Source organism: Lentzea nigeriaca, from assembly GCF_016907955.1.
Lineage (GTDB): Bacteria > Actinomycetota > Actinomycetes > Mycobacteriales > Pseudonocardiaceae > Lentzea > Lentzea nigeriaca.
Window position 1 is genome coordinate 111,114 of the sequence record NZ_JAFBCX010000015.1, and the last position, 14,425, is coordinate 125,538.

At 68.7% G+C, this 14,425-nt stretch carries 18 protein-coding genes; 11 read left to right on the plus strand and 7 right to left on the minus strand.

Going from position 1 to position 14,425, the window contains the following annotated elements; all coding sequences use genetic code 11:
* Positions 1-58 precede the first annotated feature (58 nt).
* From JOD27_RS45435 to JOD27_RS35815, 6 genes are all read left to right on the plus strand, one after another.
* Entirely contained in the window at positions 59-1,216 is a 1,158-nt protein-coding gene (locus tag JOD27_RS45435) for a lipopolysaccharide biosynthesis protein (RefSeq protein ID WP_239570427.1), read from the plus strand.
* Positions 1,189-2,289 (plus strand): glycosyltransferase family 4 protein, encoded by a 1,101-nt coding sequence (locus JOD27_RS45440; RefSeq protein ID WP_307830519.1) that lies wholly within the window; start codon positions 1,189-1,191, stop codon positions 2,287-2,289. The genes JOD27_RS45435 and JOD27_RS45440 overlap by 28 nt, the downstream gene beginning before the upstream one ends.
* Positions 2,290-2,480: 191 nt before the next feature.
* Entirely contained in the window at positions 2,481-3,608 is a 1,128-nt protein-coding gene (locus JOD27_RS35805; RefSeq protein ID WP_204766758.1) for a hypothetical protein, read from the plus strand.
* Complete coding sequence (locus tag JOD27_RS35810; RefSeq protein WP_204766759.1) at positions 3,605-5,029, plus strand: vWA domain-containing protein; 1,425 nt, start codon at positions 3,605-3,607, stop codon at positions 5,027-5,029. The genes JOD27_RS35805 and JOD27_RS35810 overlap by 4 nt, the downstream gene beginning before the upstream one ends.
* Positions 5,016-5,726, plus strand: coding sequence for a hypothetical protein (locus JOD27_RS45445; protein ID WP_239570430.1), 711 nt, complete (start codon positions 5,016-5,018; stop codon positions 5,724-5,726). The genes JOD27_RS35810 and JOD27_RS45445 overlap by 14 nt, the downstream gene beginning before the upstream one ends.
* A gap of 22 nt (positions 5,727-5,748) precedes the next feature.
* The gene (locus tag JOD27_RS35815) at positions 5,749-6,333 is read left to right on the plus strand and encodes a 3'-5' exonuclease (protein ID WP_307830520.1); all 585 of its coding nucleotides are present in this window, start codon (positions 5,749-5,751) and stop codon (positions 6,331-6,333) included.
* On the opposite strand, the gene JOD27_RS35820 is transcribed toward JOD27_RS35815, so the two are convergent.
* On the minus strand, positions 6,283-6,558 hold the full coding sequence (locus JOD27_RS35820) for a hypothetical protein (protein WP_204766761.1): 276 nt from the start codon (positions 6,556-6,558) through the stop codon (positions 6,283-6,285). The genes JOD27_RS35815 and JOD27_RS35820 overlap by 51 nt on opposite strands.
* 55 nt (positions 6,559-6,613) lie before the next feature.
* Here JOD27_RS35820 and JOD27_RS35825 point away from each other — a divergent pair, with 55 nt between their 5' ends.
* Both JOD27_RS35825 and JOD27_RS35830 read left to right on the plus strand, forming a co-directional pair.
* Entirely contained in the window at positions 6,614-7,426 is an 813-nt protein-coding gene (locus tag JOD27_RS35825) for a helix-turn-helix domain-containing protein (protein WP_204766762.1), read from the plus strand.
* Between the two features lie 8 nt (positions 7,427-7,434).
* Complete coding sequence (locus tag JOD27_RS35830) at positions 7,435-7,620, plus strand: DUF397 domain-containing protein (protein WP_204766763.1); 186 nt, start codon at positions 7,435-7,437, stop codon at positions 7,618-7,620.
* On the opposite strand, the gene JOD27_RS35835 is transcribed toward JOD27_RS35830, so the two are convergent.
* Positions 7,610-8,659, minus strand: coding sequence for a DUF2855 family protein (locus JOD27_RS35835; RefSeq protein ID WP_204766764.1), 1,050 nt, complete (start codon positions 8,657-8,659; stop codon positions 7,610-7,612). The genes JOD27_RS35830 and JOD27_RS35835 overlap by 11 nt on opposite strands.
* A 38-nt stretch (positions 8,660-8,697) precedes the next feature.
* Between JOD27_RS35835 and JOD27_RS35840 the strand changes: the two genes are divergently transcribed.
* On the plus strand, positions 8,698-9,273 hold the full coding sequence (locus JOD27_RS35840) for a TetR/AcrR family transcriptional regulator (protein WP_307830521.1): 576 nt from the start codon (positions 8,698-8,700) through the stop codon (positions 9,271-9,273).
* Here JOD27_RS35840 and JOD27_RS35845 read toward each other — a convergent pair.
* On the minus strand, positions 9,254-9,706 hold the full coding sequence (locus tag JOD27_RS35845; protein WP_204766766.1) for a MaoC family dehydratase: 453 nt from the start codon (positions 9,704-9,706) through the stop codon (positions 9,254-9,256). The two genes, JOD27_RS35840 and JOD27_RS35845, sit on opposite strands and share 20 nt — an antisense overlap.
* Position 9,707: 1 nt before the next feature.
* Entirely contained in the window at positions 9,708-10,460 is a 753-nt protein-coding gene (locus tag JOD27_RS35850) for an SDR family oxidoreductase (protein WP_307830522.1), read from the minus strand.
* Positions 10,461-10,613: 153 nt separating this feature from the next.
* On the opposite strand from JOD27_RS35850, the gene JOD27_RS35855 reads away from it, so the two are divergent.
* Complete coding sequence (locus JOD27_RS35855; protein ID WP_204766768.1) at positions 10,614-11,414, plus strand: SDR family NAD(P)-dependent oxidoreductase; 801 nt, start codon at positions 10,614-10,616, stop codon at positions 11,412-11,414.
* Position 11,415: 1 nt separating this feature from the next.
* Entirely contained in the window at positions 11,416-12,387 is a 972-nt protein-coding gene (locus JOD27_RS35860) for a quinone oxidoreductase family protein (protein WP_204766770.1), read from the plus strand.
* A gap of 123 nt (positions 12,388-12,510) precedes the next feature.
* Here the strand turns inward: JOD27_RS35860 and JOD27_RS35865 are convergent, their stop codons facing one another.
* The 3 genes from JOD27_RS35865 to JOD27_RS35875 form a co-directional block, all read right to left on the minus strand.
* Positions 12,511-12,948: a DUF6319 family protein gene (locus JOD27_RS35865; protein WP_307830523.1), complete on the minus strand. Its 438-nt coding sequence runs from the start codon at positions 12,946-12,948 to the stop codon at positions 12,511-12,513.
* 93 nt (positions 12,949-13,041) lie between these two features.
* Positions 13,042-13,263, minus strand: coding sequence for a hypothetical protein (locus JOD27_RS35870; protein ID WP_239570435.1), 222 nt, complete (start codon positions 13,261-13,263; stop codon positions 13,042-13,044).
* The gene (locus JOD27_RS35875; protein ID WP_204766771.1) at positions 13,260-14,414 is read right to left on the minus strand and encodes a S8 family peptidase; all 1,155 of its coding nucleotides are present in this window, start codon (positions 14,412-14,414) and stop codon (positions 13,260-13,262) included. Before JOD27_RS35875 ends, JOD27_RS35870 begins: the two co-directional genes overlap by 4 nt.
* Between the last annotated feature and the right edge of the window lie 11 nt (positions 14,415-14,425).

Here is a 14,425-nt window from a genome sequence, read left to right on the forward strand (position 1 = left end):
CCCGGATTTGTGTTTCGGGCGGGAAAATCGCCAAGTTGTGGCGGATATCGTGCCGCCCATGGTCCGTGCGCTCAGCTTCGTCGGGGTGTGCGTCGTCCTGTCCGGACTTCTGGTCAACGCCTACCTCGCGGTTGTCGCACGCAACGTCTCACCCGCGGAGTACAGCGACTTCGGTGCCTTCTGGTCGATAGCGCTGCTCGTCGGGTTCGGTGCTTTCCTTCCGGTGGAACAGGAACTGGCGCGCCTCGGTTCTCGCGCGCTGCGCTCGGCCGCCGTGGTCGCGCTCGGCATGGCGGTCGTCGAATGCGCGTTGGCGGTGTTCGTGTCCCCGGCCGTCGTGGCGCTGTGCTTCCTGTCCGCGGGACAGTTCCTGGTGCGGGGTGTGCTGATCGGCAGCGGGAGGCTGGCGTGGCACGGCGGCCTGCTGGTCGTCGACACCGCCTTGCGCGTGGTGTTCGCGCTGCTGGCCGGATGGCTCGGAGCCACCACGAGCGCACAGTTCGAGTGGACGCTCGTGGCAGCGGTCGCGGTCGCCCACCTGCCGGTGCTGGCCGGTCTCTGGTGGCAGGGAGAGAGCGAGGTGCCCGTGCGCGACGTCGCGCGCGCGGTAGCACCGTTGCTCGTCGGATCTGTGTGTGCGCAGCTGCTGCTCAACGGCATTCCGGTGCTGGTGACCGCGGTCGCCGCTCCGGACGAACGTGCCAGGGCCGGCGTGTTCCTCGCCGCCTTCCTCCTCGCGAGGGTCCCGCTCTTCGTCGCGGTCCCGCTGCAGACTGCGCTGTTGCCGGTGATCACCGGCACGCCGGCGCGCGCTGTCGTGACACGTCTGGCCGCCGCGCTCGCGCTCATCGGTGCTGCCGGCGTCGCGCTGGCGTTCACGATCGGCCCGTGGCTGGTGCGACTCGTGTTCGGCCCTCTCTACGTCGTGTCCTCTGTGGACCTGGCGCTGGTGGCGCTCGGCGTCGTCGCCCACCTCGGGTTGATCGTCACGACACAGGCGCTGGTGGCGAGCGCGTTGCACAGCCGGGTCGCGTGGAGCTGGCTCGCGGGTGTTCTGGTCGCGGCCGTGACGTTCGTGCTCATCCCGGATCTGTTGCTCCGCGCGGAGATCGCGTTCCTCGCCGGATCACTCGCCGGTTGGCTGACCGGCCTCCGGCTGCTCATTTCCCCACGACAGGAGAGCGAACTGTGGTCGACGACCTCGTCATCGCCCTGACCTACTACTCGCCGTACGTGTCGGGCCTGACCAACTTCGCGCGGGACGTCGCGGAGGGGCTCGCCGAACGCGGAAAACGCGTCCGCGTCGTCACCACGCGGCACGACCCGATGCTGCCGCACGAGGAAACGATCAACGGTGTGCGGGTGAGCCGCGCACCGGTGCTCGCCCGGTTCGGCAAGGGCGTGATCAGCCCGGCGTTCGCCACGATGGTGCGTGAGGCCTCGGCGAACGCCCGCGTGCTCAACCTCCACCTGCCGATGCTGGAGGCCGGTCCGGTCGCGGCCCTCGCGAAGTGCCCGGTCGTCGTGACCTACCACTGCGATGTCAGCCTGCCGCCTGGCCTGGTGAACTCGGTGCAGGGCAAGGTGATCGACGCGTCCAGCCGGCTGGCGATGCGCCGCGCGGCGGCCGTCGCGGTGACGAGCGAGGACTACGCGCGGGAGAGCCGGCTGTGGCCGTCGATCCAGCCGCACATGGCCGCGGTACCGCCGCCCTGCCGCCCGGTCCCGGAGGGCGCACCGCGGTTCCGCGACGGCGACGGCCTGCACGTCGGATTCCTCGGCCGGATCGTGGAGGAGAAGGGCGTCGAGCACCTGGTCGACGGTTTCCGCGCGTTGAACGACCCGTCCGCGCGGCTGCTGATCGGTGGCGACTTCGGCAACGTCGCGGGCGGCAGTGTCATCGCCCGCGTGCGGGAGCACATCGACGGCGACCCGCGGATCAAGCTCCTCGGGTTCGTGCCCGACGAGGACCTCGCCGACTTCTACGCCTCCCTGGACGTGTTCGCGCTCCCCTCGGTGAACGCCTTCGAAGCGTTCGGCATCGTGCAGGTCGTCGCCATGCTGGCGGGGGTGCCCGTCTTGGCGAGCGACCTGCCCGGCGTGCGCATCCCGGTGCGGGAAACCGGTTTCGGGCTCATCGTGCCTCCCGGCGACGCGGCCGCGATCACCGCAGGGCTGCGGTCGTTGCGCGACGAACGACCGGTCTCCGACGGCACGGCCGCGGCGAAGTTCAGCGTCCCGGCCGTGCTCGACGCCTTCGAAGCGCTCTTCGAGAAACACGCTCGTTGACGGTCGGACCCGGAGGAGCCGGCCGCGGCCGGCGTCTTCCTGGCTTCGCCCGCCCGTGGTTACGTGACGGGTGAGCCGCTTGTCGCCGACGGTGGCGCCGTCCTCGTTTGACCCTGTTCGGCCTAGTGCAAAACGGCTCCCTGGACGCGTCTAATCCTCGTCAGGGGGCCGTTTGGCATTGAGGGGGAGCCGTGCAGGAACCGGAGTTCAAGGCCGTCGATCCGCGAAGACGTTTCCTGCTGTGGTTCGTGCCGCCGCTGACGGTGTTCGTGCTCGGACTGGTGGTGCTGCTGGTCTCCGGGCACCTCACCGGCCCGTTCCAGCACATCACCGTGGTGCGGGCGCTGCTCGCGTCCAAGCGCGACTTCTTCCAGGACGAACAGGTCAAGCGGATCCTGATGGCGCGCGGCTACCAGGTCCACGTGACCCCGGCCGGCTCGCGCGACCTGGCGCGCAAGCCCGACCTGGACTCCTACCACTTCGTCTTCCCGTCCGGGCACGTGGCGAACGAGCACGTGAAGACCCGGCGGACAGGAAAGCACGCGGTGCCGTTCCGGCCGTTCTTCACGCCCGTCGTGCTCGGCACCTTCCGCGGATACGCCGCGGCGCTGGTCAAGGCGGGCGTCGCGACACCGTACGACCAGGGCGAGCAACCGCTCTACTACGACCTCGACCTCAAGAAGTTCATGGCGCTGGTCGAAAGGCAGGCGCGGTGGAACGAGTTCGGTGCCGCCAACGGCAACCGCGTGATCATCCAGTCACCGGACCCGTGCAAGGCCTACTCGGGGGCCGTGCTCGCCGGGTTCCTCGCGTCCGCTGTCGACGACAACCCGCCCCAGACCGTCGAGGCCGCCGAGGAGCTGGCGCGCAGGATCAAACCGCAGGTCGACGCGCAGGGCCAGGCCAGCGAGGACATGGCGCCGAAGTACTTCGCGCCGGAAGGGCCGACGCACGCGGCCATCGCGGTGATCTACGAGCACCAGTACCTCGCCCACCAGCTGGAGAAACGCGGCGCCGACAAGGAACGCGTGCTGCTCTACCCGACCGTGCAGCACCAGAGCACGCCCGAGCTGATCTCGTTCACCCCGGAGGGCGACCGGATCGGTGAGCTGATGATGACCGACCCGGAGCTGCGCCGGCGTGCGGTCGAGCTGGGCTTCCACTCGCTGGGCTGGAACGGCGCGACGGAGCAGGACTTCGCCGGCCACCTCGCCGAGCGCGGGGTGCCGGAGCCGCCGAGCGGTGAGCGCGGCCGGGTGGCGCTGCCCAAGGCGGAGCTGTTCGAGCGCATGATCGACGTCGTGGGCGACTGCCGATGAGGGTCCTTCTCGCGGTGCTGTTGCTCCTGCTGGCGGCGTGCACGTCGAGCACGCCACCGCCTGTTCGGCTGAAGGTGCTGGCGAGTACGGAGCTCGCCGACCTCGGTCCGGTGTTGGCGGAACTGAGGCGCGCCACCGGGGTCGAGCTGGCGGTCGAGCACCGCGGCACGGTCGAGGCCAGTCGGTCGCTCGCCGGGTTCGACCTGGCGTGGTTGTCCACCAACAGGTTCCTGCGGCTGCGGGGTGCAGAGCCCGCGCTGTCGACGAGCATCATGACGTCCCCGGTGGTGCTCGGGGTGAAGCCCGGCAAACGGGCCGTGCTCGGCGATCGGCCGACGTGGGCGGACGTCGCGGACCGGGCCGCGGTGGGCGAATTCCGTTATGGCATGGCGGATCCGCGCGTGTCGGGTGGCGGGATGGCCGCGCTCATCGGTGTCGCCACGGCGGCCGCGGGCACCGGTGCGGCGTTGCGGACGGAGGACGTGAGCTGCGACCGGTTGCAGGGTTTCCTGGCGGGGCGTGTCTTCGACGTTGCGGACCCGATCGCCGAGTACATGCGTCGGTCCGATGTGGACGGAGTGGTGGCGCACGAGTCGGAACTGTTGTCGCTCAACGCTTCCGGCCGCGCCGATCCGGTGGAGATCGTGTACCCGCGAGACGGGATCGTGCTGTCGGACTACCCGCTGATGCTCGTCGATCCCGCGCACCGTGCCGTCTACGACAGGGTGGTGGAGTGGCTGCGATCGCCCGCGGCACAGCGGATGATCGCCGAACGCACCTGGCGGCGGCCCGTCGACCCGGCCACACCGCGCGACGAGAAGCTGCGCGCCGAGGTCGGCACCGCGCTGTACTTCCCGGACAGGCAGGAGGTGCTCGACCGGTTGCTGCTCTTCCACGACCGGGCGGGCGACGGCCGCCAGGTGATCTTCGTGCTGGACTACTCGACGTCCATGCGGGGCGCGCGGATCGCCGGCCTGCGGGAGGCTTTCGCGTCCCTCAACGGGTTCGACCGCTTCTACGTCGGCGAGACCGTCACGATCGTGCGGTTCGCGGGCACGGTACTGGAGGAGCGCTCGATCACCGTGCGCGGCCGCCAGGACCTCGACGCGCTGCTGGCCGTCGTGGCGTCCGACGACCTACGCGACAACACGGCGATCTGGGCGGCTCTGGACCATGCGCTGCGGCTCGCGCGCGGCGAGACAACGGTCGTGCTGATGACCGACGGCGAAAACAACGCAGGCCCTTCGGTGGACGAGTTTCTGCGCGTCGGGCGGGGCGAGGTGCCCGTGTACCCGATCAGGTTCGGCGAGGCCTCGGTGGCGGAACTGGACCGCGTCGCCCAGGCCAGCGGCGGCCGTCTCGTGGAGGCCGGCGCGAAGTCGTTGCTGGAGGCGGTGAGGGAGATCCGTGGATGTCGATAGGGCGTTGTGGTGGTCCGTCGCGTGGCCCTGGATCCTGTTGTGGGGCGTTACCCTGACGGCGTTCGTCGTCGTGGTCGTGTTGGCGGTTCGGTGGGCTCGGCGGCGCGCGCCGGAGTCCGAGGTGCCCGGCCTGCTGTTCTACGTGCACGGACAGCGGATGATCAACCTGTGCAAGGTGGGCCGCTACGACGACGCGGTCACCCGCCAGTTCGTCAAGCAGATCACCATCACCAAGAACGGCAAGCTGCAGGTGGGCCCGAGCGAGTTCGGCATCGGCGTGGACGGCTCGGTCGTGGAGCAGGACACCTCCAACTACGAGAAACCCGCGACCGAGATCGACGTCATCGGCGTGGTCCTGGCGGGCCTGCGCGCGGCACACGGCGTGGTGGAGGTCGACCTGCCCACCCAGACGATCGTCGCCGACGAGGCGTGGAGGCGCAGGAAAGCATTGCGGCTCAACGACATCCGTGACTATGTGTCGCTGCACGGCCGGTTCGAGCTCGGCGACGGAACCGACTCGAAGGCGGTGCTTCTGGCACCGGTCGGCTCGGCTCGGGTGCGGGTGGAGTGCGACCGGGCGAGCCTGCGCGACACCCTCCCGCCGGGGCAGTTCAACGCGCGGTGCCTGGGCAAGGTCCAGTCGTGGAACGCGGAGACCGGAGAGGTCGTGGTGCTCCCCGTCGTCGTATTCCAGTAGACGCGTCGGGGACGATCGGCACGTGATTTCGTTGGATCAGGTGCTGGTCGTCGACGTGGAGTCGACGTGTTGGGAAGGATCTCCGCCTCCCGGTGAGGTGTCGGAGATCATCGAGATCGGGATCTGCCCGGTCGAGGTCGCTTCCGGTGTGCGCGGGGAGCGGCGAAGCATTCTGGTGCGGCCTTCGCGGTCGTCGGTCAGTCCGTTCTGCACTCGGCTGACCACGTTGACGCAGGAACAGGTCTCCGCCGGCGTCACGTTCGCCGACGCCTGTTCGTTGCTGCCCAAGGAGTTCCGGTCGGACCGCCGGGTGTGGGCGTCCTATGGGGACTACGACCGCAAGATGTTCGAACGGCAGTGCGCCGACCTCGGCGTCCGGTACCCGTTCGGGCCGCGGCACGTCAACGTGAAGACGCTCTTCGCTCTGGTACACGCGTTGCCGCGCGAGGTCGGGATGGCCGAAGCGGTGCGCATCGCCGGGCAACGGCTCGACGGCACGCACCACCGCGGCCACGACGACGCCTACAACATCGCGGGCCTGCTGGCCGGGCTGATTTCACCTCTTCGGAGGATTCCAGTCCACGCCGACCGTGCAGACGCGGATTGAGTCCCGCCACACCGTGATGGCGAACGTGCCCGCGGCCGCTGGCACCCGCGCGAGGTACTCGGTGGCGCAGGCGAGGGTGTAGCGGGACCTCCAGTCGGCTTCTTTCCTTATGTACCAACCATGATCCTCCACCGTTTCGACGTAGGCGAGGGTGAGCCGGCCGTTCCGGCTGCGTCGGTGGTACTGGATGCTGTGGACGTACTCCATGCCGAGGACGGTCCTCACCAGACTCCGCCCGCGTGATTCACGAATGTCAGATCTGATCCGTAACGTTTGGGGTATGTCCGACCCCACGTTCCGGCAGGTGCGCCTTGGCGAGGCGCTGAAGAGGCTGCGTGAACGGAGCGGGCTGAGTCAACGCGAGGCGGCGTACCGGCTCAGGTACAACTACCAGAAGCTGAGCCGCATCGAGAACGGCCAGCTGCCGGAGTACCACGGCCTGCGCGCGATGCTCGACCTCTACGGCGTGCTCGTCGCGGAAGAGGCGCCCTACGTCGAGATGTGGGAACGCGCCAGCGAGAAGGGCTGGTGGCATCCCTACGGCCTCGAAGATCACGGGTACATCAGCCTGGAGCACGATGCCATCAGGGTGAGTGCCTTCTCGCTCGGTTACATCCCCGGTTTGCTGCAGACCGAGAGCTACATGCGCGCGGTGTTCCACGGGTGGCAGGTCCAGCGTTCGCGGAAGTGGGTCGAAAATCAGGTCGCGGTTCGAGTGCGGCGGAAGCAGCGGCTGGTCGGTGATGAGGCGCTCAAGTACCACGCGGTCATCGCCGAGGCGGCCTTCCCGCAGGCGGACCGTGAGCAGTTGCTGCACATCAACGAAATGGGCGTGCGGCCAAACGTGACTGTGCAGGTCCTGCCGAACACCGCAGGCTTGAACGACGGGCACAACGGAGCGTTCCTCCTGCTGGACTTCGCCTACCCCGGTGACATGACGGTGCTGTACGTCGAACATCCCGCTGGTGCTGCGCACGTCGAGGATGTTGAGCAGGTGAAGGCCAGTAAACTCGTCTTCAAGCACCTCTCGAAGCTGGCGCTGACGCCGGACGAGTCTGCCGAGTGGATCGGGAGGTTGGCTGCTGAGAGGTAGGGATCGACGTGTCTGCTGTGTGGCGCAAGAGCAGCCGCAGCAACGGCGCAGAGAACAGCGACTGCGTGGAAATCGCGCTGGACGGTTCCGCTGCCCGTATCCGCGACTCGAAGGGCCGGGCGGACGCCACGGTCGCGGCGCCCGCCTGGGCTGCGTTCCTTGACACCGTCAAGGGCGACCTGTTCAGAAGGTGATGACGTCGGCCGTGTCCGGGTTCGCCTTGCCCGCCAGCACGGACTGCCACACCTCGACCAGCTCGTCCGGGCCGCTGTGCCGTGCGACGCCGACCCAGCTGCCTGCCTGAGCGGTGAACGCGCGCCAGGCCGCACCGAAGCGCTCAGCGAAGCCGTCAGGCCCCCAGTCGGCGGCGCGCTTGCGCAGCTGCTCGGGAGCGAAGAAGAACTCCGAGCGCGGATCCGCCGAGGCCTTCTGCTGGGTCAGGCCGATCGAGACGTCCTTCACCAGCGAGGCGCCGAGGCGGTCGTGCAGGGTCGAGCGCAGGTCCGCCGAGCCGCTGAAGTCCAGGTACACCGAGGGTTCGACGTCCACTGCGGCGTCGTAGGGGAGCACGGTGTCGTAGAGGCCCAGGCCGGTAGTGAACTCGACGTTGCGCGGTGAGGTCAGGCCCACCAGTCGCACGCCGGAACCGCGCAGGCACTGGGCGGTGCCGAAGGCGGTCTTGCTGGAGGCGGAGGAGATCACGACGGTGCGGGCGCCGTGGAAGTCGTTGTCCGCCAGTTGGTCGGCCAGCAGGAACGACGTCATGAACAGCGGGCGGTAGAGGACCTGGAGGTCTTCCTGCTGCGGGTCGTAGGCGGGGTCGGTACCAGTCACCAGGTAGCTGTTGTAGACGGCTGGGAGCGACGCGCGGTGGTCGGCCGTGTCGACGAAGCCCGAAGAGGTCAGACGAGCGCGCACGACGAGGTGGCTCGCCATCGGCAGGTAGCCGTAGACGCGGGTGCCGGGCGGAAGCGCGTCCAATGTGGAGTCGACGACGTCGGCGAAGCCCCACAGCGGGATCACGCCGCGGCCGTCGGCGTCCACCGGGAAGAACTTCCAGTAGCCGATGAGGTCGCCGATCACGCCGTAGGTGACGTTGTTGGCGGTGAGGCCTACGCGGTCGATGCGGAGCAGCACCTCGCAGTCGCCCAATTCAGGCGAGAGCTCGTCGTGCAGGACTTCGGTTTTGGTGAGGTCGTCGCGGTCGACGACAACGGTCCAGCGACTGATCATTGCCAGGATTCTCCTTGGTCGGGAGGTACGCTCCGGTCGTGACCGTGCCTGAAAGACTGATCGACGCCGCTACCAGCCTCTTCGCGGACAAGGGGTACGAACGCGTCGCCGTGCAGGAGATCGTGGAGCGCGCCGGTGTCACCAAAGGCGCGATGTACCACTACTTCGGGTCCAAGGACGACCTGCTGCACGAGATCTACGGGCGGTTGCTGCGCATGCAGACCGAACGGCTGGACAAGATCGCGGAAGGTGCCGGGCCGATCACCGAACGGCTGCGCGAGGCCGCCATCGACGTGATCGTCACCAGCGTCGACAACTTCGACGCCGCCAAGGTGTTCTTCCGCTCGATCGACCACCTGTCGGCGGAGAAGCAGAAGGAAGTGCGGGCGGAACGGCGGCGCTACCACGAGAAGTTCCGCGGTCTGATCGAGGAAGGGCAGCGGGACGGGACGTTTCGCGCCGACGTGCCCGCGGACCTCGCCACCCACTACTTCTTCGGGTCGCTGCACCACCTGGGCACGTGGTACCGCCCGGACGGGGAGATCCCGGCCGGGCGGCTGGCTGAGCACTACGCGGATCTGCTGATCCACTCGGTCAGGGCACAATCACGCTGACGATCTCGGCGACGCACGCGGGCTTGTCGCTGCCCTCGATCTCGACGACGACCTTGGTCACGAGCTGCTTGCCCAGCGCGATGTCCGAGACGTCCAGCAGTTCCACGCCCGCGCGCACCCTGGCGCCGACGAGCACCGGCTGCGGGAAGCGGACCTTGTTGCTGCCGTAGTTGACGCCCATCTTGATGTTCTTGACGGTGTAGATGTCGCGCACCAGGTAAGGCACCAGCGACAACGTCAGGTAGCCGTGCGCCACCGGGCCGCCGAACGGGCCCTTCTTCGCATTCTCGACGTCGATGTGGATCCACTGGTGGTCCAGCGTCGCGTCGGCGAAGAGGTTGACCTGTTCCTGCGTGACCTCGTGCCACTCACCGAAACCGAGGTGCTCGCCCTTCGCGGCGACGAGCTCGTCGACACCCTCGAATACGCGCATCTCAGTCCTTCGGTCCGCCGGCGACGTAGATGACCTGGCCGGACACGAACCCGGCGCCCTCACTGACGAGGAACGACGCGGTGTGCGCGATGTCCTCCGGCTGGCCGACGCGCGCGACCGGGATCGTCTGCGCGGCACCGTTGATCAGGTCCTCGAACGAGATCTTCATGCGCTCGGCGGTCGCCTTGGTCATCTCGGTGGCGATGAAGCCGGGCGCGATCGCGTTGACCGTCACGCCGAACTTGCCGAGCTCGATCGCGAGGGTCTTGGTGAAGCCCTGCAGACCGGCCTTGGCGGCCGAGTAGTTGGCCTGGCCGCGGTTGCCGAGCGCGCTCGTGCTCGACAGGTTGACGATGCGGCCGAAGCCTTCCTTCGTCTGGTAGGCCTGGACGGCCTTGCTCATCAGGAACGCGCCGCGCAGGTGCACGTTCATGACGGTGTCCCAGTCCGAAACCGTCATCTTGAACAGCAGGTTGTCGCGCAGCACGCCGGCGTTGTTGATCAGCACGGTCGGCGCGCCGAGCTCCTCGGCGACCTTCGCGACCGCCGCGTTGACCTGCTCCTCGTCGGAGACGTCGACCTTGAGGCCGATGGCGCGCCCACCGCCCGCGACGATCTTGTCGGCGCCGTCGAGCACACCCTGCTCGTCGAGGTCGAGCAACGCGACGGCCAGGCCGTCCGCGGCGAGACGCTGCGCGACGGCGGCACCGATACCGCGAGCCGCGCCGGTGACGATGGCAACCCTGTCGGCCACGGGTCCTCCTTCGTTGGGGGATGGTGAGCTAAGCAAGCGCTTAGTAACGTACCTATCAGTCCGCTTGACGTCCAGCGCTGTGCGGACGACCATACCGACTGGTCGGAATGTTGCCCAGATCGTCGTCCCAGAGTCGTCTCAGCGAGGAGGCAGATGCCCGTGGAACTCACCGGCAAGGTCGCACTCATCACCGGTGGATCGAACGGCATCGGTGCCGCGTCCGCCCGGCGCCTGGCTTCGCTCGGGGTCCGTGTCGTCGTCGCGGACATCGACACCGACCAGGGCAAAGTCGTCGCCGGCGAGGTCGGCGGCGTGTTCGTGCGCTGCGACGTGACGCAACCGGCCGACTCCGCTGCCGCGGTGGAGACCGCCGTGCGCGAGTTCGGCGGGCTGGACATCGCCTTCCTGAACGCGGGCATCGGCACCGGGTGCTCGTTGGGCGACGACTTCGACGTCGAGCTCTACCGCCGTGCGATGGCCATCAACCTCGATGGCGTGGTCTACGGCGTGCACGCCGCGTTGCCCGAGCTGCAGAAGCGCGGCGGCCAGATCATCGCCACGGCGTCGATGGCCGGTCTCATGCCGATGCCCGGCGATCCGGTCTATGGCGCCAACAAGGCTGCCGTGGTCGGCCTGGTCCGTGCTCTGGCCGGGGCGTACTCGGATGTCCGGGTGAACGCGCTCTGCCCCGCGTTCGCGGACACCAACATCATCACGCCGCTGCGGTCGACGCTGGAGGACATCGGCATGCCGATCCTGCCGGTGTCCACTGTGGTGGACGCGTTCATGTCCATTGTGGAGGGTTCGGGCACCGGCGAGGCCTGGTTCGTGCAGTCCGGCCGGGCGTCGGAGCCGTTCGGCTTCCGCAACCCGCCGGGGCCGCGCGCCGCCGACGGCTCGCGGGTCGAGGCCGCCAAGAAGGACCCCATTTCGATCGCGCTCAAGGAGAGCTGACGTGCGTGCCATCCAGATCACCGAGTTCGGTGGACCCGAGGTGCTCCAGCAGGTGGAGCTGCCCGATCCGGTGCCGGGCGAGGGCGAGGTGCTGATCAACGTCTCGCGCGCCGGGCTCAACTACGCGGACACGCACCAGGCGGAGAACTCCTACCTGGCGAAGATGACGCTGCCGCTCGTGCCGGGCGGTGAAGTCGTCGGCACCACCGAGGACGGGCGTCGCGTTGTCGCGCTGACCAAGAACTCCGGCGGGTACGCGGAGAAGGCGGTCGCGCCGGCGTTGACGACGTTCGACGTGCCGGATGGCGTGGACGACCTCACGGCGCTGTCGTTGATCGTGCAGGGCGCGACGGCGTGGCTGCTGCTGCGGAAGTCGACCCACCTGGAGCCCGGTGAGTCGGTGGTCGTGCACGCCGCCGCCGGTGGTGTCGGCACGATCGCGGTGCAGCTGGCCAAGCTGTGGGGAGCCGGGCGCGTGATCGCCACCGCGTCCTCCGACGACAAGCGGAAGCTGGCGCTGGACCTGGGCGCGGACGTGGCGATCGACTCGCGCGCCGAGGACATGACCGCCGCGCTGATCGAGGCGAACAACGGACGGCGCGTCGACATCGTGCTGGACATGACGGGAGGAGCTACCACTGACCAGTCGCTGGTGGCGCTGGCTCCGTTCGGGCGGCTTGCGTTTTATGGCATGGCCTCGCGGGAAAGGCCGAAGCCGGTCGACCTCGGAGCACTGCTCGTGCACTCCACGACCGTTGCGGGTATGTGGCTCCCACACGCCCTGAAGGTGCGCGACGCCGAGCACGGCACCCTCGCCCACCGCGCGATGGCCGAACTGTTCCAGCTCGTCGTCGACGGCAAGCTGAAGGCGGTTCCCGGCGGCGAGTACGGCATGGGGCAGATCCGGCAGGCGCACGAGGACCTGCGCTCCCGCAGGACCGCGGGCAAGCTGCTGCTGGACCCGTCGCGGTAGCCGTTTCGGAGAGTACGCGGGGAGCTTTCGTACTCCATGAGAGTACGCGGGGTCCCCGCGTGACTTCCAGCATGCGGAAAGGGGGCGGTCCGCTGGTGCGGGCTGCCCCCCTTCTGCGTGGTGTTACTCGGAGAGCTCGGCGAGCTGGGCCTTCACCTTGGCCAGCTCGGCCTCCAGCTCCTCCATGCGGGTGCGGTGCTGGTCGCGCGCCGCCTCGAGCACCGTTTCGATGCCCTCCGCGATGTCGGAGTGCAGCTCCTTCGCCGCCTTGGCCACGGCGATGGCCGGGATGACGAGGCCGGACACCACGCGCTGCGTGCCGTGGACCAGGTCGGCCTGCCATTCACCCTCGGCGGTACCGGTCACCGTGAGCGTGAGCTCGACGGTGCGGGTCTTCTTCGCCGTGCTCTTGGGGCGGCCGGCCTTCGGCTTCTCCGCCTTCGGAGCCTCGGGCTTCGGAGCTTCGACCGGCTTCGCAGCCTCGGCCGCGGGGGCCGGCGCCGGAGTCTCCTCCACGACGGTCTCCTCGACTGCCTGCACCTCGGTGAGCGTGTCCGACACGATCAGGTTTCCTCTCTCCGCAACGGCATGACCCCGCGCACATCCTAGAACACTTGTTCGATCAGGCGTGAATGGGGTCGCTGCAGAGCCTAGTCAGTAGGGCGGGAGCTGGACGCGCCACTGCCGTTCGACGTCCAGGACGCCGGGCACCGAACGCAGCGACGGGATGGCGCGGACCTCGACGGTGCCGGTCACCACGCCCAGCGCTTCCAGGACCGTGTCCACGACCAGGCCAGCCTCCCGGAGGTCGTCGAGCACCTTCGGGAGGCTGCCTTCGGTCACGGACACCATCACCTGGTCCACCGAAGTGGTCATGGCGCCTGGACGAGCCCTGTGCCGATGTCGGTGGACGGCAGCGGCAGTCGCAGCGCGGTGCCGGCCAGGCGGGCCCACAGCTCGAAGCCGCGGGCGCCGGTCTTCTCGGCGATCAGGATCGCGACGCCCGAGACGTGCGGGGTCGCCATGGACGTGCCGCGGAGGCGGCGGTACTTCTCCGGGAGCTTGAAGGACGAGTAGACGTCCACTCCCGGTGCGCAGACGTCGATCTGCCCGATCTTGTCGACGCTGCCGGAAGAGAACTGCGCGATGGCCCGGTTCACGTCGATGGCGGCCACGGCGATGATGGACGGGCAGCGGGCCGGGTGGCCCACGGGTGCGATCTTGGCCGGGCGCATGGAGGCGTTGCCCGCCGCCGCGATGATCAGCGTGCCCTTGGCCATGGCCCGCTGGGCGACGGTCTCGTAGATCTGCGAGTACGGCGTGCCCGCCGGGACGTCGGCGCCCAGGGACATCGAGATGACCGCGCAGCCGTTGGCCACGGCCCAGTCGATGCCCGCGAGGATGCCGCCGTCGGAGCCGGAGCCCGCGTTGGACAGGACCTTGCCCGCGAAGATCTCGGCTTCGTAGGCGATGCCGTAGCCCGGCAGGGTGGCGGGCTTGCGCGGACCCGCCGACGTGCCGATGCAGTGCGTGCCGTGACCGTGGCCGTCCTGCACGTCCTCGCCGGTGATGAACGACTTCGTGGTGATCGAGCGACCTTCGAAGTCCGGGTGGTTCTTCTCCCAGCCGGTGTCGAGGACGGCCAGTTTGACGCCCTTGCCGGTCGCCGTGCTGACGTCTGCGCTCACCGCCTGCAGACCCCAGGTCAGCACCGACTCGTCGGCCGCCGGTTCCAGGTCTTCGGCCGGCGCGGCGTCGTAGGCGTGCACGACGCGTTCCGGCTCGACGATCTGGACCGGACCGGGACGCTCCGCCGCGCCGTTCAGCTCGGCCAGCAGGTTCGGGTCGGCGGACACGACCGCGACGCCCAGCTCGGGGAACACCTGGACGGTGTCCGATTCCAGATCGCCGCTGTTCGGGTCGAACCCGGCGATCGCGCCGAGCTCGGCCAGCCCCTCCTCGACGGCGTCCTCCTGTAACAGCACCAGGAATCGGCCGGTGGTCTCCACTTCCGCGGGTTGGGTCATGACGGATCGCC

Coding starts and splice junctions, on each gene's coding strand:
- JOD27_RS35845 (WP_204766766.1), bottom strand. CDS start 9,706: ATGCGCGTATTCGAGGGTGTCGACGAGCTCGTCGCCGCGAAGGGCGAG.
- JOD27_RS35810 (WP_204766759.1), top strand. CDS start 3,605: ATGAGGGTCCTTCTCGCGGTGCTGTTGCTCCTGCTGGCGGCGTGCACG.
- JOD27_RS35855 (WP_204766768.1), top strand. CDS start 10,614: ATGCCCGTGGAACTCACCGGCAAGGTCGCACTCATCACCGGTGGATCG.
- JOD27_RS35875 (WP_204766771.1), bottom strand. CDS start 14,414: ATGACCCAACCCGCGGAAGTGGAGACCACCGGCCGATTCCTGGTGCTG.
- JOD27_RS35870 (WP_239570435.1), bottom strand. CDS start 13,263: ATGACCACTTCGGTGGACCAGGTGATGGTGTCCGTGACCGAAGGCAGC.
- JOD27_RS45435 (WP_239570427.1), top strand. CDS start 59: ATGGTCCGTGCGCTCAGCTTCGTCGGGGTGTGCGTCGTCCTGTCCGGA.
- JOD27_RS35825 (WP_204766762.1), top strand. CDS start 6,614: ATGTCCGACCCCACGTTCCGGCAGGTGCGCCTTGGCGAGGCGCTGAAG.
- JOD27_RS35835 (WP_204766764.1), bottom strand. CDS start 8,659: ATGATCAGTCGCTGGACCGTTGTCGTCGACCGCGACGACCTCACCAAA.